The organism is Microbacterium hominis (assembly GCF_013282805.1).
In the GTDB taxonomy this organism is placed as follows: Bacteria; Actinomycetota; Actinomycetes; order Actinomycetales; family Microbacteriaceae; genus Microbacterium; species Microbacterium hominis_B.
The window spans coordinates 3,752,020-3,774,537 of sequence record NZ_CP054038.1 but is presented as its reverse complement, the minus strand read 5'-3'; the positions used below and the strand labels follow the sequence as shown (position 1 = coordinate 3,774,537).

General features: G+C 71.6%; 21 protein-coding genes. 8 read left to right on the top strand and 13 right to left on the bottom strand.

The window, feature by feature from the left end:
• Nucleotides 1-114: 114 nt before the first annotated feature.
• The 3 genes from HQM25_RS16895 (at nt 115) to HQM25_RS16885 (ending at nt 3,087) form a co-directional block, all read left to right on the top strand.
• Complete coding sequence (locus HQM25_RS16895; RefSeq protein ID WP_172991297.1) at nt 115-1,293, top strand: extracellular solute-binding protein; 1,179 nt, start codon at nt 115-117, stop codon at nt 1,291-1,293.
• A gap of 66 nt (nt 1,294-1,359) precedes the next feature.
• Complete coding sequence (locus tag HQM25_RS16890; RefSeq protein WP_172991296.1) at nt 1,360-2,277, top strand: ABC transporter permease; 918 nt, start codon at nt 1,360-1,362, stop codon at nt 2,275-2,277.
• A 9-nt stretch (nt 2,278-2,286) separates the two neighbouring features.
• A complete protein-coding gene (locus HQM25_RS16885; protein ID WP_172991295.1) occupies nt 2,287-3,087 on the top strand; it encodes an ABC transporter permease in 801 nt (266 codons plus the stop codon).
• A 72-nt stretch (nt 3,088-3,159) separates the two neighbouring features.
• On the opposite strand, the gene HQM25_RS16880 is transcribed toward HQM25_RS16885, so the two are convergent.
• The 10 genes from HQM25_RS16880 to HQM25_RS16835 all read right to left on the bottom strand — a co-directional run bounded on the left by HQM25_RS16880 (nt 3,160) and on the right by HQM25_RS16835 (nt 13,230).
• On the bottom strand, nt 3,160-4,140 hold the full coding sequence (locus tag HQM25_RS16880; protein WP_172991294.1) for an NAD(P)/FAD-dependent oxidoreductase: 981 nt from the start codon (nt 4,138-4,140) through the stop codon (nt 3,160-3,162).
• Nucleotide 4,141: 1 nt separating this feature from the next.
• Entirely contained in the window at nt 4,142-4,462 is a 321-nt protein-coding gene (gene fdxA, locus HQM25_RS16875) for a ferredoxin (protein WP_172991293.1), read from the bottom strand.
• Complete coding sequence (locus HQM25_RS16870; protein WP_254359427.1) at nt 4,459-5,877, bottom strand: FAD-dependent oxidoreductase; 1,419 nt, start codon at nt 5,875-5,877, stop codon at nt 4,459-4,461. Before HQM25_RS16870 ends, fdxA begins: the two co-directional genes overlap by 4 nt.
• Nucleotides 5,870-6,703, bottom strand: coding sequence for a uroporphyrinogen-III C-methyltransferase (cobA, locus tag HQM25_RS16865; RefSeq protein WP_172991291.1), 834 nt, complete (start codon nt 6,701-6,703; stop codon nt 5,870-5,872). Before cobA ends, HQM25_RS16870 begins: the two co-directional genes overlap by 8 nt.
• On the bottom strand, nt 6,700-8,103 hold the full coding sequence (locus tag HQM25_RS16860; RefSeq protein WP_172991290.1) for a sulfate adenylyltransferase subunit 1: 1,404 nt from the start codon (nt 8,101-8,103) through the stop codon (nt 6,700-6,702). Before HQM25_RS16860 ends, cobA begins: the two co-directional genes overlap by 4 nt.
• Nucleotides 8,103-9,038, bottom strand: a complete 936-nt coding sequence (cysD, locus tag HQM25_RS16855) for a sulfate adenylyltransferase subunit CysD (protein ID WP_172991289.1) — start codon at nt 9,036-9,038, stop codon at nt 8,103-8,105. Before cysD ends, HQM25_RS16860 begins: the two co-directional genes overlap by 1 nt.
• On the bottom strand, nt 9,035-9,778 hold the full coding sequence (locus tag HQM25_RS16850; protein ID WP_172991288.1) for a phosphoadenylyl-sulfate reductase: 744 nt from the start codon (nt 9,776-9,778) through the stop codon (nt 9,035-9,037). Before HQM25_RS16850 ends, cysD begins: the two co-directional genes overlap by 4 nt.
• Nucleotides 9,775-11,508, bottom strand: a complete 1,734-nt coding sequence (locus tag HQM25_RS16845; protein WP_172991730.1) for a nitrite/sulfite reductase — start codon at nt 11,506-11,508, stop codon at nt 9,775-9,777. Before HQM25_RS16845 ends, HQM25_RS16850 begins: the two co-directional genes overlap by 4 nt.
• A 320-nt stretch (nt 11,509-11,828) precedes the next feature.
• Nucleotides 11,829-12,533, bottom strand: coding sequence for a sirohydrochlorin chelatase (locus HQM25_RS16840; RefSeq protein ID WP_172991287.1), 705 nt, complete (start codon nt 12,531-12,533; stop codon nt 11,829-11,831).
• 4 nt (nt 12,534-12,537) lie between these two features.
• Entirely contained in the window at nt 12,538-13,230 is a 693-nt protein-coding gene (locus tag HQM25_RS16835) for a hypothetical protein (RefSeq protein WP_172991286.1), read from the bottom strand.
• A gap of 93 nt (nt 13,231-13,323) precedes the next feature.
• On the opposite strand from HQM25_RS16835, the gene HQM25_RS17915 reads away from it, so the two are divergent.
• Together HQM25_RS17915 and HQM25_RS16825 are read left to right on the top strand one after the other, a co-directional pair.
• Entirely contained in the window at nt 13,324-13,932 is a 609-nt protein-coding gene (locus tag HQM25_RS17915) for a MarR family winged helix-turn-helix transcriptional regulator (protein WP_254359426.1), read from the top strand.
• A 161-nt stretch (nt 13,933-14,093) separates the two neighbouring features.
• Nucleotides 14,094-15,770 carry a BCCT family transporter gene (locus HQM25_RS16825; RefSeq protein ID WP_172991728.1) on the top strand — a complete coding sequence of 559 codons (1,677 nt, stop codon included), beginning with the start codon at nt 14,094-14,096 and terminating at the stop codon, nt 15,768-15,770.
• 42 nt (nt 15,771-15,812) lie between these two features.
• Here HQM25_RS16825 and HQM25_RS16820 read toward each other — a convergent pair whose 3' ends face one another.
• From HQM25_RS16820 to HQM25_RS16810, 3 genes are all read right to left on the bottom strand, one after another.
• On the bottom strand, nt 15,813-17,729 hold the full coding sequence (locus tag HQM25_RS16820; RefSeq protein ID WP_172991285.1) for a VWA domain-containing protein: 1,917 nt from the start codon (nt 17,727-17,729) through the stop codon (nt 15,813-15,815).
• 198 nt (nt 17,730-17,927) lie between these two features.
• The gene (locus HQM25_RS16815) at nt 17,928-18,485 is read right to left on the bottom strand and encodes a hypothetical protein (RefSeq protein ID WP_172991284.1); all 558 of its coding nucleotides are present in this window, start codon (nt 18,483-18,485) and stop codon (nt 17,928-17,930) included.
• A gap of 98 nt (nt 18,486-18,583) precedes the next feature.
• Nucleotides 18,584-19,936, bottom strand: coding sequence for an MFS transporter (locus tag HQM25_RS16810; RefSeq protein ID WP_172991283.1), 1,353 nt, complete (start codon nt 19,934-19,936; stop codon nt 18,584-18,586).
• Nucleotides 19,937-20,106: 170 nt separating this feature from the next.
• On the opposite strand from HQM25_RS16810, the gene HQM25_RS16805 reads away from it, so the two are divergent.
• Genes HQM25_RS16805 through HQM25_RS16795 form a run of 3 tightly spaced genes read left to right on the top strand, consistent with a single transcriptional unit; the run spans nt 20,107 to nt 22,432 of the window.
• Nucleotides 20,107-20,595 carry a cation:proton antiporter regulatory subunit gene (locus HQM25_RS16805; RefSeq protein ID WP_172991282.1) on the top strand — a complete coding sequence of 163 codons (489 nt, stop codon included), beginning with the start codon at nt 20,107-20,109 and terminating at the stop codon, nt 20,593-20,595.
• Between the two features lie 7 nt (nt 20,596-20,602).
• Nucleotides 20,603-21,805 (top strand): cation:proton antiporter, encoded by a 1,203-nt coding sequence (locus HQM25_RS16800; protein ID WP_172991281.1) that lies wholly within the window; start codon nt 20,603-20,605, stop codon nt 21,803-21,805.
• Nucleotides 21,806-21,865: 60 nt separating this feature from the next.
• Nucleotides 21,866-22,432, top strand: coding sequence for a hypothetical protein (locus HQM25_RS16795; protein ID WP_172991280.1), 567 nt, complete (start codon nt 21,866-21,868; stop codon nt 22,430-22,432).
• Nucleotides 22,433-22,518 lie beyond the last annotated feature (86 nt).

The following is a 22,518-nucleotide window of genomic DNA, read 5'->3' as shown; positions in this document are numbered from 1 at the left end:
CGCCGGCGACGGATCCGCCGACGCCCGAGCCGTCGACGTGTGCGCCGCACCACAGACCTGGGCACCTGCCCCGGAAATCACACAGCACCACACAGCACACCGAGAGGAACACTCATGATGCACAAGACCCGCGGGGCGCGCATCGCCGCCACCGCGCTCGCGATCGGCTCGATCGCCGTCCTCGCCGGCTGCGGCACCTCCGGCGGCGGCAGCGCCGCTCCCTCGGAGCAGGCCGACGAGCTCGGCGAACTCGAGGGCAGCGTCTCGATCCTGGCGTGGCCCGGCTACGTCGAGGACGGTACGAACGACCCCGCTGTCGACTGGGTCAGCGGCTTCGAGGAGGAGACCGGCTGCGAGGTCGTCTCCAAGACCTACGGCACCTCCGACGAGGCCGTGAACCTCATGAAGACCGGCGACTACGACGTCGTGGCCGCCTCGGGCGACGCGACGCTGCGCCTCATCGCCGCCGGCGACGTGGCCCCCGTCAACACCGACCTCATCCCCAGCTACGAGGGCGTCTTCGGCTTCCTCAAGGACAAGGAGTGGAACTCCGTCGACGGCCAGTCGTACGGCGTGCCGCACGGCTACGGCGCCAACCTCCTCCTCTACAGCACGGATGTCTTCGCCGAGGCCCCCACGTCGTGGGACGTCGTGTTCGACGACGCCGCAGCGAACTCGGGCAAGATCACCGCCTACGACTCGCCGATCTACATCGCCGACGCCGCCGTCTACCTGATGACGCACCAGCCGGAGCTCGGCATCGAGAACCCCTACGCCCTCGACGAGGAGCAGTTCCAGGCCGCCGTCGATCTGCTGAAGGCCCAGCGCGAGCACGTCGGCGAGTACTGGTCGGACTACCTCAAGGAGGTCCAGGCGTTCGAGACCGGCGACTCGGTCGCGGGCACCACGTGGCAGGTCATCCAGAACGTGCTCGCAGGCTCCGGTGCGGCGACCGAGGTCGTCCTCCCCGAGGAGGGCGCGACCGGCTGGTCGGACACCTGGATGATCGCCTCCGACGCCGAGGCGCCCAACTGCGCCTACGCCTGGCTCGACTGGATCGCCAGCCCCGAGACCAACGCCGCCGCCACGGCGTACTTCGGCGAGGCTCCCTCGAGCCTCGAGGCGTGCGATTACCGCGACGACTGCGAGGCCTACCACGCCGGTGACGAGGAGTACGCGGCGCAGATCTGGTACTGGACCACGCCGATCGCCGAGTGCGTCGACGGCCGCACCGACGTCGAATGCGTCGACTACGCGACCTGGACCCAGGCCTGGGCCGAGATCAAGGGCTGACGCCCTGACGACCGTCGGGGGCGGTGCGCGCCGCGCGTCGCCGCCCCCGGCATCCACGAGGAAGACATGACAACCCAGACGACCCGCACCGCCCGCGCGGTGCCGATGCCCGCACCCACGCCGACGCGGCGGGTGTCGGCGTTCCTGTCGACCCACCCGCGTGTGCGCCTGACGCTGCTGCTGACGGCGCCGCTGTTCTGGCTCGGCCTGGTCTACATCGTGGCCCTCGCTCTTCTGCTGGTGACCGCCTTCTGGCGCGTCGACAGCTTCACCGGCGAGATCATCATCGACTGGACGCTCGACAACATCATCACCGTGGTCACCGGCACGCTGTACCAGACGGTCACGCTGCGCACGGTCGGCGTCGCGCTGCTGGTGACGATCATCGACGTCGCCCTGGCGCTGCCGATCGCGTTCTACATGGCGAAGGTCGCCAGCCCCCGCATGCAGCGGTTCCTCGTGATCGCCGTGCTCATGCCGCTGTGGGCGAGCTATCTCGTCAAGGCCTACGCCTGGCGGTCGGTGCTCTCGCAGGAGGGCATCCTCGAATGGCTGCTGGCCCCCTTCGGGCTCCACACGCCCGGCTACGGACTGCCCGCGACCGTGATCACGCTCGCCTACCTCTGGCTGCCGTACGTGATCCTGCCCATCTACGCGGGGCTCGAGCGCGTGCCGGACTCGCTGCTGGAGGCATCCGCGGACCTCGGGGGCAAGACCTGGCGCACTCTCGGCTCGGTGGTGCTCCCGCTCGCGTTCCCCGCCATCATCGCCGGAACGATCTTCAGCTTCTCGCTGTCGCTCGGCGACTACATCACGGTGAACATCGTGGGAGGCGCGAACCAGATGCTCGGCAACCTGGTGTTCACCAACGTCGGCGCGGCCAACAACCTGCCGCTCGCCGCGGCCATCGCCCTCATCCCCATCGTCATCATCTTCGGCTACCTGGCCCTGGTGCGTCGCACCGGCGCCCTCGACAACCTCTAGGACCCGGTCATGCGTCTCGGAACCTCGGCTCGCACGATCCTCGCGATCGTGACCGGTCTGATCCTGCTCGCCGTCTACCTGCCCCTGTTCGTGGTGCTGGTGAACTCGTTCTCGACCTCCACCTCGCTCACCTGGCCCCCGCCGGGGTTCACGCTGGAGTGGTGGGTCAAGGCGTTCCAGAGCGCGGGCGCCGTGGAAGCGGTGTGGACGAGCGTGCTCGTCGCCATCGTCTCCACGACGATCGCCCTGGTGCTCGGCACTCTCATCTCGTTCGCGCTGCAGCGCTTCTCGTTCTTCGGTCGGGATTCGATCTCGCTGCTGATCATCCTGCCGATCGCCCTGCCCGGCATCATCACGGGCATCGCGCTCAACAACTTCTTCCGCACGATCATGGGCGTGCCGCTGTCGATCTGGACCGTGGTCATCGCCCACGCGACGTTCTGCATCGTCACGGTCTTCAACAACGTGATCGCGCGCCTGCGCCGCACCGGCACGAACCTCGAGGAGGCCTCCGCCGATCTCGGGGCGGGAGTGTGGACGACCTTCCGGCTCGTGACGTTCCCGCAGCTGCGATCCTCGTTGCTGGCGGGCGGCCTGCTCGCCTTCGCGCTGTCGTTCGACGAGATCATCGTGACGACGTTCACCGCCGGATCAGGGGTGACGACGCTGCCGATCTTCATCCTCAACAACATGTTCCGCCCGAGTCAGGCGCCGATCGTGTCGGTGATCGCGGTCGTGCTGGTGGTCGTCTCGATCGTGCCGATCTATCTCGCCCAGCGCCTCTCCGGCTCGGAGCAGACCCACCGCTGAGCGTGCGCGGCGGAGGGCGGCGCTGAGCGTGCGTGGCGGAGGGCGGCGCTTGAGGGCACGCGGCGCTGCCCGTCAGTGCGAGGTGCGCACACCGACCGCGTCGTGGATGAGCACCGCCGCCGCGCGCGCGCCCTGCCCGGCCGCCACGATCAGCTGCTGCGGGCCGGGCGAGGCCGCGTCGCCGGCGGCGTAGAGGCCCGGCACCGACGTGCGCCCGGAGCGATCGGCGGCGAGGTGGCCGTCGGCGTCACGGTCGACGTCGATCCCGGCGAGGAAGTCGAGGGCGGGATGCCACTGCGGGCGCACGAATCCTCCGTCGACCTCGACGCGCCCGCCGTCGACCAGGCGCACCGCCGACACGGCGCCGCGATCGCCTTCGAGATCGTCGATCGCCCGGCGCTGGACGCTCACGCCGGCGGCGGCGAGCTCGGCCTCCTCGACGGTGGTGACGATGTCGGCGCCGTTCGTGAAGACGGTGAGGCTGTCGGTCCAGCGGGCGATGAGCCGGGCGCGGGCGGCGAGATCAGGCGTCTCGCCGATGAGTGCGAGGGGACGGTCCTGCAGTTCCCACGCGTCGCACGCGGCGCAGCTGAACACGCTCATCCCGTAGAACGCCCGCAGGCTCGGAATGTCGGGCAGCGTCTCGCGCAGCCCGGTCGCCACGAGCACCGAGCGGGCGGCGATCGCCGACGGGATGCCGGCACCGCGGCCGCTCAGCGCCACGAGGAAGCGCATGCCGTCGCCCGAGTCCTGCTCCATCACCGCGGTCACCGCCGTGCGATCGAAGACCGTGACGTTCGGGTACTGCGCGAGCTCCGCGCGCCCCAGCTTGCGCAGCTCCAGCGGCGGGACGCCGTCGCGGGTGAGGAACCCGTGCGAGCGGAGCGTGGCCGCGTTCCGCGGGCGCCCGGCATCCACGACGACGACCGACGCGCGGGCGCGCGCGAGGTTCAGCGCGGCCGACAGGCCCGCCGGGCCTCCGCCGATGATGATCGCGTCGACCGCGACCGGTGCCCCGCCGGCGGCCGTGCCACCGTACTCCCCAGCTGACATGTCACTCCCCTTGCGGGGGCAGTGCGGCCACCACGGGGTGGTCCTTCGCGATCACGCCGACCTTGGCCGCGCCCCCCGGCGAGCCGATGTCGTCGAAGAACTCGACGTTGGCCGTGTAGTAGTCCTGCCACTCGTCGGGCAGGTCGTCTTCGTAGTAGATCGCCTCGACCGGGCACACCGGCTCGCAGGCGCCGCAGTCCACGCACTCGTCGGGGTGGATGTACAGCGATCGCTCACCCTCGTAGATGCAGTCCACCGGGCACTCGTCGATGCAGGCGCGGTCCTTCACGTCCACGCACGGCAGGGCGATCACATAGGTCATGAGACCGGCACTCCGCGGGAGATTTCGACCTGCTCGTCGCGGGGCACGACCTTCACGCGCTCGCGCGTGTAGCGGTGGTTCGCGCCGAGCTCGCGCTCATAGGCGTCGAGGGCGACCCAGCCGTCCCACGTGGTGAACGCGGTGTCGCGCTCGGCGAGCAGCTCCAGCACGTCGCCGGTCACGGTGGGCGCCGCCAGCACGCCCGCCTGCGCGTCGGCGACCAGGTGGGCGACGGTCTCCATCGCGTCGGACTTCGTGTGGCCGATGAGCCCGACGGGGCCGCGCTTGATCCAGCCGGTCGCGTAGAGCCCCTGCAGGGCGGTGGCGCCTTCGCCTTCGAGCGCGTCGGCGGCGGATGCCACGACCCGGCCCTCCACGTTCGGGATGACGCCGCGCACCTCGTCGAACGGCACGTCGAGCACCGGGGTGCCGTAGTAGCCGACGGCGCGGTAGACGGCCTGCACCGGGATCTCGCGGAACTCGCCGGTGCCCACGACGCTGCCGCTGTCGTCACCGGTGGGCGTCGTGCGCTCGAACCGCAGACCCTCCACGGCGTCCTCGCCGAGCACCTCGACGGGGGAGTGGTAGAAGTGCAGGTGCAGGCGCCGTGACGCGGTGCCGGTCTCCTTCTCGCGCCACCCGTCCATGACCCGCAGCATCACCTTGAGCTGGTTGGTCGAGGCCTTCGACGGGTCGACGTGGGCGAAGTCCTCGTCGTGCAGCACGATGTCGACGTCGGGCACCTCGCCGAGCTCGCGCAGCTCGATCGGGGTGAACTTGATCTCGGCGGGACCGCGGCGTCCGAACACGTGCACGTCGGTGACGGCCGACGCCTCGAGACCCTCGAGCACGTTGTCGGCGATCTCGGTCGAGCGGAGGTCCTTCGCGTGCTTGGCGAGGATGCGCGCGACATCGAGGGCGACGTTGCCGTTGCCGATCACGGCGACCTCGCGCTCGTTCAGCGGCCAGTCGCGCGGCACGTCGGGGTGTCCGTCGAACCAGGCGACGAAGTCTGCGGCGCCGTACGAGCGGGCCTTGTCGATGCCGGGGATCTCGAGGGCGGCATCCCGGATCGCGCCCGTGGCGAAGATGACAGCGTCGTAGCGCTCCTGCAGCTCGTCGACGGAGATGTCGCGGCCGACCTCGACGTTGCCGATGAAGCGGATCGTGCGGCGCGACTCGCCCTCGGGCTGGGCGCTGAGCATCTCGTGCAGCGAGTTGACGATGCCCTTGATGCGGGGGTGGTCGGGCGCGACGCCGTAGCGGATCAGGCCGTACGGGGCCGGAAGGGACTCGAACAGGTCGATCGCGACGCTTCCTTCGTTCTCCTTCACGGCGTTCGCGAGGAGGTTACCGGCGTAGATGCCGGCGGGGCCGGCTCCGACGATGGCGACGCGGAGGTTCAGGTCAGTCACGGGTGGGCCTTTCGGGGCGGGTGAGCTCCGCCGCGAGGCGTGCGGAGTGTGCTTCGGACACCTCGAGCGCATCCAGCGCGAGCGAGGCGGGGGCGTAGGGGCTGAGCCGTACGACGTCTCCGACGATGACGACGGCGGGGGATCGGATGCCGCGCTCGGCGGCCTGCGCGGCGATCGAGCCGAGCGTGCCGACGGTCACGCGCTGGCGCGCGCCGAAGCCGTCTTCGATCACGGCGACCGGGCAGTCGGCCCCGCGGTCGCCGCGCGCGAGGGTGAGCGCCGAGTTCGCGAGGGTGCCGATGCCCATGAGCAGCACGACGGTGTGGTCGCGGCCGCCCGAGAGGGAGGCGATCTGGTCGTGGCCGGTCACGATCGTGAACGCGGTCGCCAGGCCCCGGTGCGTGACGGGGATGCCCGCGATGGCCGGCACCGACAGAGCGCTCGTGACACCCGCCACCACCTCGACGGCGACGCCGGCCCGTGCGCAGAAGGCGAGCTCCTCGCTGCCGCGGCCGAACACGTACGGGTCGCCGCCCTTCAGGCGCACGACGGTCTTGCCGTCGTTCGCGAGCTGCACGAGCAGCGCGTTGATGGCGTCCTGCGGCACCGCGTGGTGGCCGGGGAGCTTGCCCACGTCGACCACCTCCGCCCGCAGATGGATGCCGTCCTCGGCCAGTCCGTCGAGCACGGCGCGCGCGCCGAGGCGGTCGGCGACGATCACGTCGGCGGCCTCGAGGGCGCGCAGCCCCTTGACCGTCAGCAGCCCCGGGTCGCCCGGACCCGCTCCGACGAGCCAGACCTTGCCCGCCGCGGCGGGGGCGGTCATATCGCCCACTCCGCGCTCGCGTCGACGTCCTCCTCGGTGGAGCGGTCGCGCACGATGCCCGCGGCGAGCGTGGCGCCGTCGGTCGGGTGGATCACGAGGAAGGATCCGCCATGGCGATTGCCCGCGTAGGTCTCGAACGGCACCTCGGTCGCGAGCCGCAGCCGCACCCGCCCGATGTCGTTGGTCTCGAGCACCTCGGCCGGCTCGTGCGTCAGCTTGTCGAGGTCGTAGCGCGACGAGATGTCCGACACGAGGGCCTTCACGGTCGTCGTGCCGTGCTTCACCAGCACGCGCGCGCCGACGGCGAGGGGGCGCCGATCGAGCTGGAACAGCTCCGCGTCGACGTCGCGGCGCGCCTCCGGCAGCGAGCCGGCCGTGGCGACCAGGGCGCCGCGGGCGGCATCCACGTCGTCGGCGAACTCGAGCGAGACCGACTGCGACGCGATCGCCTCCTCGGCGGCGACGCCGGCCACCTGGATGCCGGTCACCGTCGTGGTCACGCCGGCGGGGTGGACCTCGACGCTGTCGCCGACGCGGACGGTGCCCGAGGCGATGCGTCCGGCGACGGCCCGGTAGTCGCGCAGCTTCTCGACGGCGACCGGGTCCGCCGCGTATTCGGGGGCGAGGCCGCCCTGCGGGCGGATCACCAGCTGCACCGGGAGGCGCAGGGGCTCCAGCTGCACATCGAGCTCGTCGGCGCCGGGCAGCGTCTCGAGCAGCTCGAACAGCGCCGGACCCTCGTACCAGGGCGTGCGCGCGGAGCGCTCGACGATGTTGTCGCCCTCGAGCGCCGAGACGGGCAGCACGTGGAGGTCGTCGATGCCGAGGCCGGCGGCCACGCGCTGCGCGTCGGCGGCCACCGTCGCGAAGGTGTCGGCGTCGAAGCCGGTGAGGTCGATCTTGTTCACCGCGATGATCACGTGCGGGACCCGCAGCAGGGCGACGACGGCGAGGTGGCGGATCGTCTGCTCCACGACGCCGTGGCGCGCGTCGACGAGCACGACGACCGCGTCGGCGGTGGTCGAGCCGGTGACCATGTTGCGCGTGTACTGCACGTGACCGGGGCAGTCGGCGAGGATGAACGAGCGCGAGCCGGTCGAGAAGTAGCGGTAGGCGACGTCGATCGTGATGCCCTGCTCGCGCTCGGCGCGCAGGCCGTCGGTGAGGAGGGCGAAGTCGAAGCCGGTGCCGTGCGCGAAGCCCCGCTCGGCGGAGGTGCGCGCGACGGTCTCGAGCTGGTCGGCGAGGATCGCCTTCGAGTCGTGCAGCAGGCGTCCCACGAGCGTCGACTTGCCGTCGTCGACCGAGCCGGCGGTGGCGAACCGGAACAGCGTGCGCGTGCCGGTGGCGGGCGCGGCGATCGGAGTCATGGTGGCCTCGGCGAGGGTGTCGGTGGTCATCAGAAGTACCCGTCCTTCTTGCGGTCCTCCATGGCCGCCTCGCTGAGGCGGTCGTCGGCGCGCGTCGCGCCGCGCTCGGTGAGGGTCGAGACGGCGACCTCGGCGACGATGGCGGCCAGGGTCGACGCATCCGACTCGACCGCGCCGGTGCAGCTCATGTCGCCCACGGTGCGGTAGCGCACCGTGCGCACCTCGACGGCCTCGTCTTCGCGCGGCGGCGAGAACTCGCCGACGGGGCGCCACATGCCGTCGCGGCTGTACACCTCGCGCTCGTGGGCGAAGTACAGCGGCGGGAGGGCGATGTCCTCGCGCTCGATGTAGTTCCACACGTCGAGCTCGGTCCAGTTCGAGATCGGGAACGCGCGCACGTGCTGGCCCGGGGTGTGGCGGCCGTTGTAGAGGCTCCACAGCTCGGGGCGCTGGTTGCGCGGATCCCACTGGCCGAACTCGTCGCGCAGCGAGATGATGCGCTCCTTGGCGCGGGCCTTGTCCTCGTCGCGGCGGGCGCCGCCGAAGACGGCGTCGTGCCGGCCGGCGGCGATCGCGTCGAGCAGCGGGACCGTCTGCAGCGGGTTGCGCGTGCCGTCGGCGCGCTCCTCGAGGCGCCCGTCATCGATGTAGTCCTGCACGCGGGCGACTTCGAGGCGGATGCCGAGACGCTCGACGGTCTCGTCGCGGAAGGCGAGCACCTCGGGGAAGTTGTGTCCGGTGTCCACGTGCAGCACCGGGAAGGGGACCTTGCCGGGCGCGAACGCCTTGGTCGCCAGGTGGAGCACCACGACCGAGTCCTTGCCGCCGGAGAACAGCAGCACCGGGCGCTCGAACTCGGCGACCACCTCGCGGATGACGTGGATCGCCTCGGCCTCGAGCACGTCGAGGGCCGAGAGTGTGCCCTCGCGCCGCTGCGCTGCCGGGGCGGTGGTGTCGAGAGTCATACGTGGAGCCCGCATTCCGTCTTCGAGGTGCCGGCCCAGCGGCCGGACCGGGGATCTTCGCCGGGGGCGACCGGCTTGGTGCACGGCTCGCAGCCGATCGAGGGGTAGCCGAAGTTCACGAGGAGGTTCACCGGCGCCTTGTGCTCGGCGGCGTAGCCCATGAGGTCGTCGAAGGTCCACGAGGCCACGGGGTTCACCTTCACGAGGCCGTTGCGCTCGTCCCAGGTGACCAGCGGCGTGTTCAGGCGCGTGGGTGCCTCGTCGCGGCGCACACCCGTGAACCACACCTCGTATCCGCCGAGCGCGTCGTGCAGCGGGGCGACCTTGCGACGCGCGCAGCACAGCGCCGGGTCGCGGTCGTGGAGCTTGGCGCCGAACTCGGCGTCCTGCTCGGCGACCGTCTGCTCGGCGGTGATGTCGATGATGCGCACATCGAGCACACGCTCGACCTCGTCACGCGTGGCGTGCGTCTCGGCGAAGTGGTAGCCGGTGTCGAGGAACAGCACGTCCACACCGGGAAGCTGCTCGGCCACGAGGTGGGGGAGCGCGGCATCCGCCATCGAGCAGGCGACCGCGGCCGCCTCCATCGAGAAGTTCTCCGCGACCCAGCGCACGACCTCCGCGGGGGAGGCCTCGTGGTCGGTGAGGCTGCCGAGCTCCTCGTTGGCGCGCTCGGCGAGGGCCTTCAGCTCCTCGGGGGAGCGGTGCGCGGTGGTGCGGGGGGCGAGGGAGACGGTCACTGCAGGGCCTCCTCGTCGGCGCGGTGCGCCCACTGGGCGAAGGTCTCGTCCGCGTCGGCGTCGCGGTCGGCGAGGAAGCGCGTGACGACCCGCTCCACGTAGTCGGCGATGCCATCGGCGGCCACCTTGAGGCCGCGCACGGTGCGGCCGAGACCTGCCTCGTCGCGGTCCTGCGAGGCTAGGCCGCCGCCGAGGTGCACCTGGTAGCCGGGCACCTGCTCGCCATCGATCGTGACGAGCTGGCCCTTGAGCCCGATGTCGGCGGTCTGGATGCGGGCGCACGAGTTCGGGCAGCCGTTCACGTGCAGGGCGATGGGGTGCGGCAGGTCGAACTGCGCGAGCCGCTCCTCGAGGTCGAGCACCGCCGCCGTCGCGTAGGCCTTCGTCTCGACGATCGCGAGCTTGCAGAATTCGATGCCGGTGCAGGCGATGGTGCCGCGGCGGATGAGGCTCGGGCGGGCCTGCAGTCCGAGCTCGTCGAGTCCGGCGACCAGCGACTCGACCCTGTCTTCGGGGATGTCGAGGATCACGAGCTTCTGGTGCGGCGTGGTGCGCAGCCGCGTCGACCCGTGCGCCTCGATGAGGTCGGCGAGCTTGGCGAGCGTCGGGCCCGACACGCGCCCGACGATCGGGGTCACGCCGACGTAGAAGCGGCCGTCCTTCTGGCGGTGCACACCCACGTGGTCGCCCACCGTGGCCGGCGGCGGTGCCGCGGGGCCGTCGGGCAGCGCGTAGCCGAGGTACTCGTCCTGCAGCACCTGACGGAACTTCTCCGCGCCCCACTCGGCGAGCAGGAACTTCAGCCGCGCACGGTTGCGCAGGCGCCGGAACCCGTAGTCGCGGAAGATCTGGGCGACGCCGTGCCAGGCATCCGCCACCTTCTCGGGCGCGACGAAGACGCCCAGGCGCTCGGCGAGCCGGGGGGCGACCGACAGACCGCCGCCGACCCACAGGTCGTAGCCGATGCCCAGCTGGGGGTGGTCGACGGCGACGAAGGCGACGTCGTTGATCTCGTGCACGACGTCCTGGCTCGGGTGGCCGGTGATCGCCGACTTGAACTTGCGCGGGAGGTTGGCCAGCGACTCGTCGCCGATGAACCGCGACGTGATCTCGGCGATCTGCGGCGTCGGGTCGATGAGCTCGTCTGCGGCGATGCCGGCCACGGGCGAGCCGAGGATCACGCGCGGCACGTCGCCGCAGGCCTCGGTCGTGCCCAGGCCCACGGCCTCGAGGCGGCGCCAGATCTCGGGCATCGACTCGACCTCGATCCAGTGGAGCTGGATGTTCTGCCGGTCGGTGAGGTCGGCGGTGTCGCGGCCGAACTCCTGCGAGATGCCGGCGATCACGCGCAGCTGCTCGGTGGTCAGCTGACCGCCGTCGATGCGCACGCGCAGCATGAAGTACTCGTCTTCGAGCTCGTGCGGCTCGAGGGTCGCGGTGCGGCCGCCGTCGATTCCGGGCTTGCGCTGCGTGTACAGGCCCCACCAGCGGAAGCGGCCGTGCAGATCGGTCGGATCGATCGACGCGAAGCCGCCCTTCGCGTAGGTGGTCTCGATGCGCTCGCGCACCGAGAGGCCGCCGTCCTGCTGCTTCCACTCCTCGTTCCCGTTGAGCGGGGTGGTGCCGTCGACCTTCCACTGCCCGTTGGGCTTGGACGAGGGGCGCGGCGGCCGGGCGGCTCGAGCGCCTTCGGCACGCGGTGCCGGGGTGCGGGTGGGGGTGTCGCTCATGCTCACGGTGGGGGCCTCCAGTGTCCCGGGCGTCCCCGGGGCGGACTCCGATCGAGCCCACTCCGCGAGAGTACGTCGGCCAACCTGGATGCCGCCCCGAATGTGTCAGAGAGCGTTAACGGACGTCACACGGCGTCACACTTCGGCGCCCGGCGCCCGGCGCCCGGCGGCCCTCGCTGTTCCGCTGTCGCAATCGGCGGTGTGGACAGCGGATTCTGACAGCGGAGCAGCGGACGCTGGGGTCGGAGGCGCGGTTGGAGGTGTTGTCGGCGGTTCTGCCGGCGGTTCTGCCGGCGGTGCTGACGGCCGTGCCGGGGCGGTCAGAGCGCGTCGCGGTAGCGGTCGACGACAAGGTCGACGAGGGATGCCGCGGGGGCGCCGTCATCGAGCAGCGGCCGCGCCACGGGTGCGCCGCCGGCCAGCGTCACGGCGAGGTCGTGGAAGTATCCGGGGGCGAGCAGATAGTTGGCCACGATGACGCTGCCGCCGCCGTTCGCCGCGACGCGGGTGCGCACGCGCGCGACGGCCGCGTCGACGCGGGGTTCTGCGGCGGCGAGGAACCCGACCTCGACCGCGGCGCCGAGCCGCGCCGCGAGCATCGCGCCGATCGTGCGGCAGTCCTCGTTCGCCCGTTCGTCGCTGGAGCCGGCCACGGCCAGCACGACGCCGGTCGCGTTCTCGGGGTGCAGGGGCGCGAGGCGCTCGACCAGGGCGTCGACCAGGCGCGGGTCTGGGCCGAGCGCCGGGGTGATGACGATGGCGTCGCGCCCGGCGGTCTGCTCCTTCAGGTCGACCCGCACGTGATACCCCGCCGACAGCAGCAGCGGCACGAGCACGACCGGCTGATCGGCGGGGAACGCGTCGAGGGATGCCGCGACGTCGGGCTGCTGCACATCGACGTGTCCGAGGCGGACGGTGACATCGGGCAGACGCGCGGCGACCGCCTCGACGAGCGCCGAGACGGCCGCCTGCCCGGCCGACGAAGCCGTGCCGTGCGAGATCGCGAGGAGTGCCGGTGCTGTCACGGCTTCATTCTGGCCGACGATCCGCCGAGTCGGCCGCCTCGTGCCCGGCGTGGTGCTCGGCCTGGCATCCGCGGTGGTGGGGACGGGCGTGGTGGTGCGGGTGGCCGTGGTGGTGCGGGCCGTGGTGCCAGGGTCGGCCGTGCTCGAATCCGCGGTCGTGCCCGTGCCCGTGCCCGTGCCCGTGCGGGAAGCCGTGCCCGTGCTCGAAGCCCCGCCCGAATCCGCGGTCGCGACCGAAGCCGCGCCGCCGGCCGCGACGCGGCGGCCGCTGGCCCTCGGGCCAGCCGAGTTCGCGCGCGATGGCCTCGAGCGAGGCCATCGTGGTCGCGTAGTCCTCCGGGGTGACGGCGCCGGCCACGCGGGCGCGGATGCGGTCGACGATCGCGCCGAGGCGCTCCTTCGCCGCCCGGCCTTCGAGGGTCAGCGTCCAGTCGCCGTCGCCGCGCTCGATCCAGCCGCGGTCGGCGAGCCGGCGCAGACGATGGGGCTTCCGCATCATGCGGGCCCGCAGGTCGGGGTCGGTGAGGTCGCCGTCGATGACGCTCAGCAGCATCCATTCGCGGCGCGAGGCCTCTTCGTCGGCGAACTCACGGGCGAACGTGTCGGTCAGCAGCGCGTCGACGAGTCGAAGCCACGAGCCGAGCGGGCGGCCGTGGCGAGGTGTGGTGTTCTCTGTCGTGTTCTCAGGGGTGTCCATGAGGGGGTCCTCTCGTATTGCATGTCAATTGGCATGCATATGTAGAGTGACATGCTTTCTGCATCCATGTCAAGTTGCATGTAAATTCGAAGGATGCCGCACGAGCAGCCCCACGACCCTGCCGACCACCGGCCCGGCGACCCGGTCGACGCGATCGCAGCGGCGCTCGCCGCACTGCGGGGCCGGCGGCGCCCGACCGGACCGTGGTCCGGCCCCGGCGGCCCCGGCGGCCCCTTCGGCGCGCACGGTCACGACCACGCGTCGCCCGAGCACCCGGGGCACGGTCCGCACGGCGGGCCGTTCGGGCACGGGATGCCGCGCGGCCGCGGGCGTGGCGGACCGCCCTGGACGGCAGGACCCCGCGGCGGGGGTGCGCGACTGCGGCTGCTGGAGGCGCTGGCCGCGGCATCCACGTCCCTGTCGATCGGGGAGATCGCCGAGGCGGTGGGAGTCGATCAGCCGCGGGCCTCCCGACTCGTGCAGCAGTGCGTCGATGAGGGACTCGCGCGGCGGGAGGCCGACCCCGACGATGCGCGCCGCACCCGCGTCGCGCTCACCGATGAGGGCCGCACGCTCGTGCGCGGCGCCCGCGGGCAGCGGCGCGAGGCGCTCGAGACCGCGCTCGCCGCGTTCACCGAGGCCGAGCGCGAAGAGCTCGCCCGGCTGCTGGCGAAGCTCGCCGAGGGCTGGCCGAAGGACTGACCCGGCGCACGGCCCCCCTCCCGCTCCGGCGACCCGCTCGGTAGCGTGAAGGAGTGGACGATGACGACAGCATTGCGCAGACGGAGCGTCCCGAGCCCGACGGCGCGGGGCACCCGCTCACGAACGACATGGTCCTGGCGGGCGAGCCGGATGCGACCGTCATGCCCGTCGCGCCGCCGTTGGACGACCATTCGCCGGTCGCGGCGGGGGTCGGCATCAACCGCTGGGTGTTCTGGCCCGCGGCCGGGGTGATCCTCGCGTTCAGCGCGTTCGCCATCATCACCCCGAGCGCCGCCGAGGCGATGTTCCGGGCGATCCAGGCCTCGATCGTGAACGCCTTCAACTGGTACTACGTGCTCATCGCGGCGTTCTTCGTCGTCTTCGCCCTCTCGATGGGCTTCAGCCGGTTCGGCGACATCAAGCTCGGGCGCGACGACGACAAGCCGGAGTTCTCGGTCGGGGCGTGGTTCTCGCTGCTGTTCGCGGCCGGCATGGGCATCGGCCTCGTCTTCTACGGTGTGAGCGAGCCGCTCAGCCACTTCGTCTCCCCGCGCCCGGGGGTCACCGGCACACCCGAGCAGCTCGCGCAGCAGGCGCTGACCCAGACCTATCTGCACTGGGGCGTGCAGGCCTGGTCGATCTACGTCGTGGTGGGCCTCGGCCTCGCCTACGCGATCCACCGCCGCGGGCGACCGATCTCGATCCGCTGGACCCTCGAGCCCGTGCTCGGTGAGAAGCGCGTGGCGGGCCCGTGGGGCCACGCGATCGACATCGTCGCGCTCGTGGGCACCGTGTTCGGCGTCGCCACCTCGCTGGGGCTCGGCGTGCTGCAGATCAGCGCCGGCCTCGAATCGGCGGGACTGGGCGAGCCGGGCGAGCTGATGCAGGTGCTGATCATCCTCGTGATCACGGTCTTCGTGCTGCTGTCGGTGCTGTCGGGCGTGGCCAAGGGCATGAAGTGGCTGTCGTCGACGAACCTGATCCTCGCGGGGATCCTGCTGCTGTTCATCCTCATCGTCGGCCAGACCGAATTCCTCCTGCGGGAGTGGGTGCAGTCGATCGGCGGGTACATCCAGAACTTCGTCGGGCTCTCCTTCACCGTCAGCGCGTTCCAGGGGGCCGCGGGCGAGGCGTGGCAGGCGTCGTGGACCTCGTTCTACTGGGGCTGGTGGATCTCGTGGGCGCCCTTCGTGGGCATCTTCATCGCCCGCGTCTCGCGGGGTCGCACCGTGCGCGAGTTCGTGCTGGGCGTCATCATCGTGCCGACGATGCTGGGCATCCTGTGGTTCGCGATCCTCGGCGGGTCGGCGCTCTACCTCGAGCTGAACGATCCCGGATCGATGACCCTCCCCGACGGCACCGTCGACATCGAGGGGTCGATCTTCCAGCTGCTGTCGTACTTCCCCGGCTCGACCCTGCTGACACTGGGCGTGATCCTCCTGGTGTCGATCTTCTTCGTCACCTCGTCGGACTCGGGCGCCCTCGTCATGGGAATGATCGCCACCGGCGGCAACCAGCACCCGGCGAAGTGGATCCGCACCTTCTTCACCCTCGCGACCGCGCTGCTCGCGATCTCGCTGCTGCTCACGGGTGGCCTCTCGGCGATCCAGACCGCGGCCATCACGATCGCGCTGCCGTTCAGCATCGTGATGCTGCTCATCTGCTGGGCGACCGTCGTCGCCTTCACGCGCGAGCGCCGCGCGTATCAGCTGGCCCGCCGCGCCGCGTTCGTGGAGCGGATCGGCGACTACTACGGGCTCGAGGTCGAGGAGCCCGACCGTCGCGGAGTGCGCTGGCCGCGCCTGTCGCTGCGCCGCGCCCGCACGCCGAACCGATGAGGGGATGCCGCACCCGGCGCAGCGGCCGGGTGCGGCATCCGCTCAGAAGCTGGTGACGAGGTCGCCGAGCACCTCTTCGACCTCGGTGGGGTCGGTGGCGTCGTAGTAGTGCGCGCCGGTCGCCTTGGAGATCGCCTGCAGGGCGGGCACGTCGGCGTCCTCGCCGTAGGCGAGGGTGAAGATCAGCACGGGCGTGGAGTGGTGGAGTTCGCCGAGGTTCTCGAGCATCTCCGCCTCGCCGATGGTGGGCGCGTTCAGCGGGTCGTCCTCGCCGTCGCTGAGGAGCACGATCGCGTTGATGCGGTCGCTCGTCCACGCCGCGGCCTGCTGGGCCGCGAACGTGTCGACGGCCTGGTACAGCGGGGTGTCGCCCATCGAGGTGAGCCCGTTCAGCGAGGACAGGAACGCATCGCGCGACGAGCCGATGTCGGCCACCGGAGCGAGGTTGCCGGGAACGAGCGAGCCGTCGGCGGCCTGCGCGAAGGCGGCGAGCCCCACGCTGTCGCCGGTGGTGAAGTGGTCGAGCGCGAGCGCGATCGCGTCCTGCGCCGCGGTGAGCTTGGTCTCGGTCGCCGAGATCTTCTCGTCCATCGAGCCGGACACGTCGACGAGGAAGAGCACGTTCGCGCGCTTGCGCACGTCGGGGAACGCGGCATGCACGGCGGTCACGACGTCGGCGTCGGGCATCGCGATCGGCGTGCTCGGGGTCTCGGTCAGGTGCGCGAGCTCGGCCACACCTGCGTCGAGCTGCCCGTTGAGATCGCGGTAGCCCGCGGTGCGCACGGCCGCCTGGCCCTGCGCGGTGCCGACGAACCGCACGAAGTCGGCCGCGGCCTCCGACTCGACCGGATCGATCCAGTCGCCGGACAGGCGGATCACCGGGTTGTCGGCGGCGTAGTGGCCGTCGCTCGGGTAGATCGGCACGAGCTGCTCGGCCGGGGCCTCCGCCTCGACGCGGGTCACGCCGTCGCGGCTGGTGATGCCGCGGTTGTAGTCCCACACCGACTTCTCGTCGACGATCACCGCGGAGAGGAAGTCGGCGGCCGAGCCGCCGGTCTCCTCGGCCTGGCGGGCGTGCCAGAGGAAGTGCTCGGGCGTGGCCATGTAGTGGCTGGTGGCCAGCTCGTGCGCCCGCACCTCCGCCTCGACGGCGGGGTCGGCGACCTGGGCGGCGGTCAGCGCGGCGACGTCGCCGGCCGACGAGCCGAACGACGCGAACATGGCGGCCTCGCCCGAGGTGGCGACGAGGGGGCTGGTCTTGCCGAGCTTGAAGGCGCCCCACTCCGGGTGGCCGAGGTTGCCCCACAGCTGCTCGTCTTCGGCGGCTTCGAAGACCTCGGCCCAGGTCGGCGGCGCCTCGTCCCAGCCGATGGCCGCGGCCAGGGGCTGCGGCATCGCGAGCACGACGTTCGACGAACCCGCGCTGGGGCCCTCGGCGCGCAGGGACGTGGCGCCTTCGGCGGCCGCCACGTCGAGCCAGGTGGTCGCGTCGGGCAGCCAGACGGTGGGCTTCGCGTCGGCTGCGGTGGTCGGGAAGCCGTCGGCCACGAGGGAGGCGGCGACACCGGACTTCTTCTTGTCGGCGGTCACCGTCACGCACGTGCCGGCGACGTTGCGGGGCGCGGCGTTGTAGGCGGCGGCGAGGGCATCGACCATGCCGGCGTTCTCGAACGACGAGAGCACGGGCACGGTCGTGCAGGGGCCGGTGCCGGCGGTGGCGGCCGGCTCGTCCTCGGGGAACTCGATCAGCTCGACCTCGGGGGCGTCGGCGGCGCTCTGCTCGGCCGTGGCGTCGGGCTCGTCGGCCGACGCCAGAGCGGAGACGACCAGGGTGCCGACCGTGCCGATCGCCCCGACCATCACCACGATGGCGACGATGCTGGTCCAGAGGACGAACGTGCGGCGGCGGCGCCGTCGGCGCGCGCGGCGCTCTTCGATCGCGCTCGTGTTCATGCTCATGGGGGACGGGCCTCTCCGTGCGCCGCGTACGTGTGCACGTCGAGTGCGCAGGAGCGCGACGGAAGGCTCGGTACGAGGCTGGTCCTCTGGGGGGTATCGCTGCCGGTCGGGTTCCGACGACCCCGAGCCTAACGGGCGCGGGCGCGACGGCGCGACCCCAGAGGCCGTTTGACCGGGGGTTCTCAGTCTTCTCGAAGCTCAGGAGGTGGCGGTGTTCAGCATCCCGATGATGACGGCGGTCCACCACGCGATCTGCGAGACGACCGCGCTCGAAAGGCTCGACAGGCGCAGCCGCAGGGGAAGGCGGCCGAACGCGACGGTTCCCGGCAGACGATGGAGCTCGCCGGTGATGCGGGTCATGGCGACGCCGTTGAGGCCCGCCACGAGCACGGCCGCCATCTTCAGGGCGGTGAGGGGCTCGCCGAGCGACGGCTCCAGGAACGCGCCGGTGGCGAACAGCCCCGCGATGCCCAGCCAGGCAAGTCGCGTGACGGTGCGCTCGGTGCGCATGAACTCGCCGAGGGTGCGCCGGCCCATGGCCCACAGGAGGCCCTTCACCTCGAGCAGCACGGCGGCGCCCAGCCCGATGATGACGGCGGCGAGGTGCCCGAACAGCGCGAGGAAATGCAGCCATTCCTGCGGCACCAACTGCGCGCCCATCCACATCGACAGGTACCAGCCGATGCCGACCGCCCAATAGCCCAGGGCGCGTCGGTGGCGTGCCACGCGACGTCGCTCGATCAAAGGGGTCGTCACGTGCGGGGACCTTCTGCAGGAGGGGGCGGGCGTCGGGGGGGCGCCTGGCAGAAGGCTAGCCGATCGGCGGGGCGCCGCGGTGCGGCATCCACAGCCCCTCAGTCGGCGAGCGGAGGCTGCGACGCCCGCACCGGCAGCAGGAGCAGCAGCCCCGCCAGCAGCACGATCACGATGCCGAGGATGCCGTACACGGCCTGACCCGAGAGCGCGACGAACAGCGCGAACATCGTGGGGGCCAGGAACGAGACCGCGCGGCCGGTGGTGGCGTACAGGCCGAACACCTCGCCCTCGCGTCCGGGCGGGATGATGCGGGCCAGGAACGTGCGGGATGCCGACTGGGCCGGCCCCACGAACAGGCACAGCGCGAGCCCCGCCGTCCAGAACACGATCTGGCCGCCGTCGGCGAGGAAGAAGACGAGCAGACCCGACACGACCAGACCGATCAGCGCGGCGACGATGACGGGCTTCGCGCCGAGCCGGTCATCGAGCGCGCCGACCGCGATCGTGGAGACTCCGGCCACGACGTTGGCGGCGATCGCGAAGATGATGACCTCTCCCGCGGAGAACCCGAAGACGGATGCCGCCAGCACGCCGCCGAAGGTGAACACGCCCGCGAGGCCGTCGCGGAAGACGGCGCTGGCGAGCAGGAACCACACGGTGTGCCGGCTCTCCCGCCACAGCCGGGCGATGTCGCGCCCGAGCCGGCCGTACGAGGCGAAGAAGCCGATGCGCTCGCGGCGTACGCCCACCCCGCGGTACTCGGGCACCACCAGCAGCACCGGCAGGGCGAACAGCCCGAACCACAGCGCGGAGACGAGCACCGTCACCCGGATGTCCATGCCGCCCTCGCCGGTGATGCCGAACCAGCCGACCTCGGGCTGGATGAAGCCGAAGTACACGATGAGCAGCAGCACGATGCCGCCCACATAGCCCATGCCCCAGCCGAACCCGCTCACACGGCCGATCGAGCGCGGGGTCGACACCTGCGAGAGCATCGCGTTGTAGTTGACGCCCGCGAACTCGAAGAACACGTTTCCGGCGGCCACCAGCAGCAGGCCCAGCCACAGGAACGAGGGGTCGGGCTGCACGAAGAACATCGCGGCGGTGATGGCCACCACGATGTAGGTGTTGACGGCGAGCCACAGCTTGCGGCGCCCCGAGGTGTCGGAGCGCTGGCCCGTCACCGGTGCGAGCAGGGCGATGAGAAGGCCCGCACCCGCCAGTGCCCAGCCGAGCTGCGCCTCGACCGTGCCCGCCTCGCCGAAGCTCGAGCTGGTGAGGTACACGGTGAACACGAACGTCGTCACGACCGCGTTGAACGCCGCCGAGCCCCAGTCCCAGAGGCCCCAGGCCACGACCGCGCGCCGACTCGTGCGCGCGGGGCCGTGGGCGTCGACGGCCGCGGCCATCGCGTCGGTGGGTGTCACGGGGGAGAACTCGGGCGAACTCATGTCCGGCACGCTAGGACCCTTCGGTGAACGGCGCGTGGCGCCGACGGTGCGCGCCGCCTCGTCGCGACGCGTGGCCAGGCTACGCCCTGCGGATCGTCCCGGACGCGATCGCGGCGGGTGCGGCATCCACTCGGCCCCTGCCGGCGCGGGCGGGATGCCAAGATGGGCGCATGTCCGTTCATGTGGAACGCGCGGACCTGCCGGGCATCGGCACCCGCCACGATCTGGAGACCGAGGCGGGGCGACGGCTGTCGGTCGTCACCTTCCGCGACGGGGGCCGCGAGCTCGCCATCGCCGACGAGGACGACCCCGACCGCGCGGTGGAGACCGTCGCGCTCACCGACGAGGAGGCGACGGCGCTGTCGGAGGTGCTGGGCGGATCGGTGATCCTCACCCAGCTCGCGGGCCTGCGAGAGCAGGTCGACGGGCTGTCGACCAAGCAGATCACGCTGCGCGCCGACACCCCCTACGCCAACCGCCCGCTCGGTGCGACCCGCGCCCGCACCCGCACGCGCTGCTCGATCGTGGCGATCGTGCGCGACGGCGGGGTGATCCCCGCGCCGGGGCCGGACGACCTCCTGCACGTCGGCGACACCCTCGTCTGCGTCGGAACGAGCGAGGGCCTGGAGAAACTGGCCGACATCGTCGACGGAGCCTGACGGGATCATGGAACACGGCGCGCTCGTCCTCATCGAGATCGGCGCGCTTCTGCTGGGCATCGCGCTTCTCGGGCGGCTCGCCTCGCGCCTGGGCATCTCGCCGATCCCGCTGATCCTGCTGGGCGGCCTCGCGTTCGGCGAGGGCGGGCTGCTGCCCCTGGAATCGGGGGAGGAGTTCATCGAGATCGGCGCCGAGATCGGCGTGATCCTGCTCCTGCTGATGCTCGGCCTCGAGTACACGGCGCAGGAGCTGCTCGGCAACCTCAAGGGCTCCCGCACCGCGGGCGTGATCGACATGCTGCTCAACGCGACCCCGGGGGCGCTGCTGGCGCTGATGCTCGGGTGGGGGCCGGTCGCGGCGATCGCGCTCGCCGGCATCACCTGGATCTCGAGCTCGGGCGTGATCGCGAAGATGCTGCACGACCTCGGCCGCATCTCCAACCGCGAGACGCCCGTGGTGCTGTCGATCCTCGTCATCGAAGACCTCGCGATGGCGTTCTATCTGCCGCTGCTGACCGCCGTGCTCATGGACCTGGGCTTCGCCACCGGGGCGATCACCGTCATCGTGGCCGCCGCCGCGGTGATCGTGATCCTGTGGATCGCGTTCCGCCACGGCCACGTCGTCTCCCGCCTGGTGTGGTCGCGCAGCGCCGAGATCCTGTTGCTGTCGGTGCTGGGGCTCACGATGCTCGTCGCGGGAATCGCGGCGCAGGCGAGCGTGTCGTCGGCGGTGGGGGCGTTCCTCGTGGGCATCGCCATCTCCGGCCCGGTCGCCCATCACGCCCAGCGCCTGCTCACTCCGCTGCGCGACCTCTTCGCCTCGGTGTTCTTCCTCTTCTTCGGCCTGTCGACCGACCCCGCCGACCTCCTCCCGATGCTCGGGCCCGCGGTCGCGCTCGCCGTGGTGACGATGGCCACGAAGCTGCTGACCGGCTATTACGCGGCGCGGCGCGCGGGCATCGGCGAGGCGGGGCGCTGGCGCGCCGGCTTCGCGCTCATGCCGCGCGGCGAGTTCTCGATCGTGATCGCGGGCCTCGCGGTCGCCGCCGGCCTCGACCGATCGCTCGCGGCGCTCGCGACGGCGTACGTGCTCATCACGATCATCGCGGGGCCGCTGCTGGCCCGTCTGCCCGACGCCCCCTGGTTCTCGGCGTGGACCAAGCGCGTGCAAGCCGATCGCCGCCGTCGCCAGCGTGCGGCGACGGCCTAGAGACGACGGCCCGCGGCGGACTACCCTCACGGTCAAGGTCAGCGCGATCGGGGGATGCTCATGGACGTTCCAGCCGGGCAGCAGGGCGAACAGCGCGTCCCCATCGGGGGCGGCCGGTTCGCCGATCTTCCGCCCGACCGGGAGCGCGAGGCTTTCGTCGCCTACTTCAAGGAGCGCGTCTACGCGACCTTCACGGGCCTCGCGATCGTGCTGGTGGTGGCCTCCGAGGGACACGCGGCCGGCGCCCACGCGTTCTTCGCGCTCGTGCTCGGGGTGATCGGCGTGACCGCCGCGGGCTTCGCGTCGGATGTCATCGCCCTGCTCGCAGTGCACCGTGAGTTCCCCCGCCGGCGCGCGTTCAGCGTGCTGGGGCGCATCGCCGCCGGGGCGCTCAGCACCCTCCTCGTGCCGGCGGTCCTCATCGCGCTCGGCTGGATGGAGATCATCCGATTGGATGCCGCACTCCGCGCGTCGGCGTACGTCTACCTCGTCACCCTCGCGGTCATCGGGTGGCTCGCGGTGCGCCGGGCGCGGCTGGTGTGGTGGAAGCAGCTGGTGGCGCTCGGCATCCTCGTCGCCCTCGGCGGCACGGTGATCCTGCTGCAGACGCTCGCGCACGCGATCTGAGCCGCCCGGCGCGGTCGCCACGGGGTGTTAGCCTCCCCGTGTCGCGCGTATCGCCGCGCGCGATGCCGTCCCCCCGGCTGCACCCG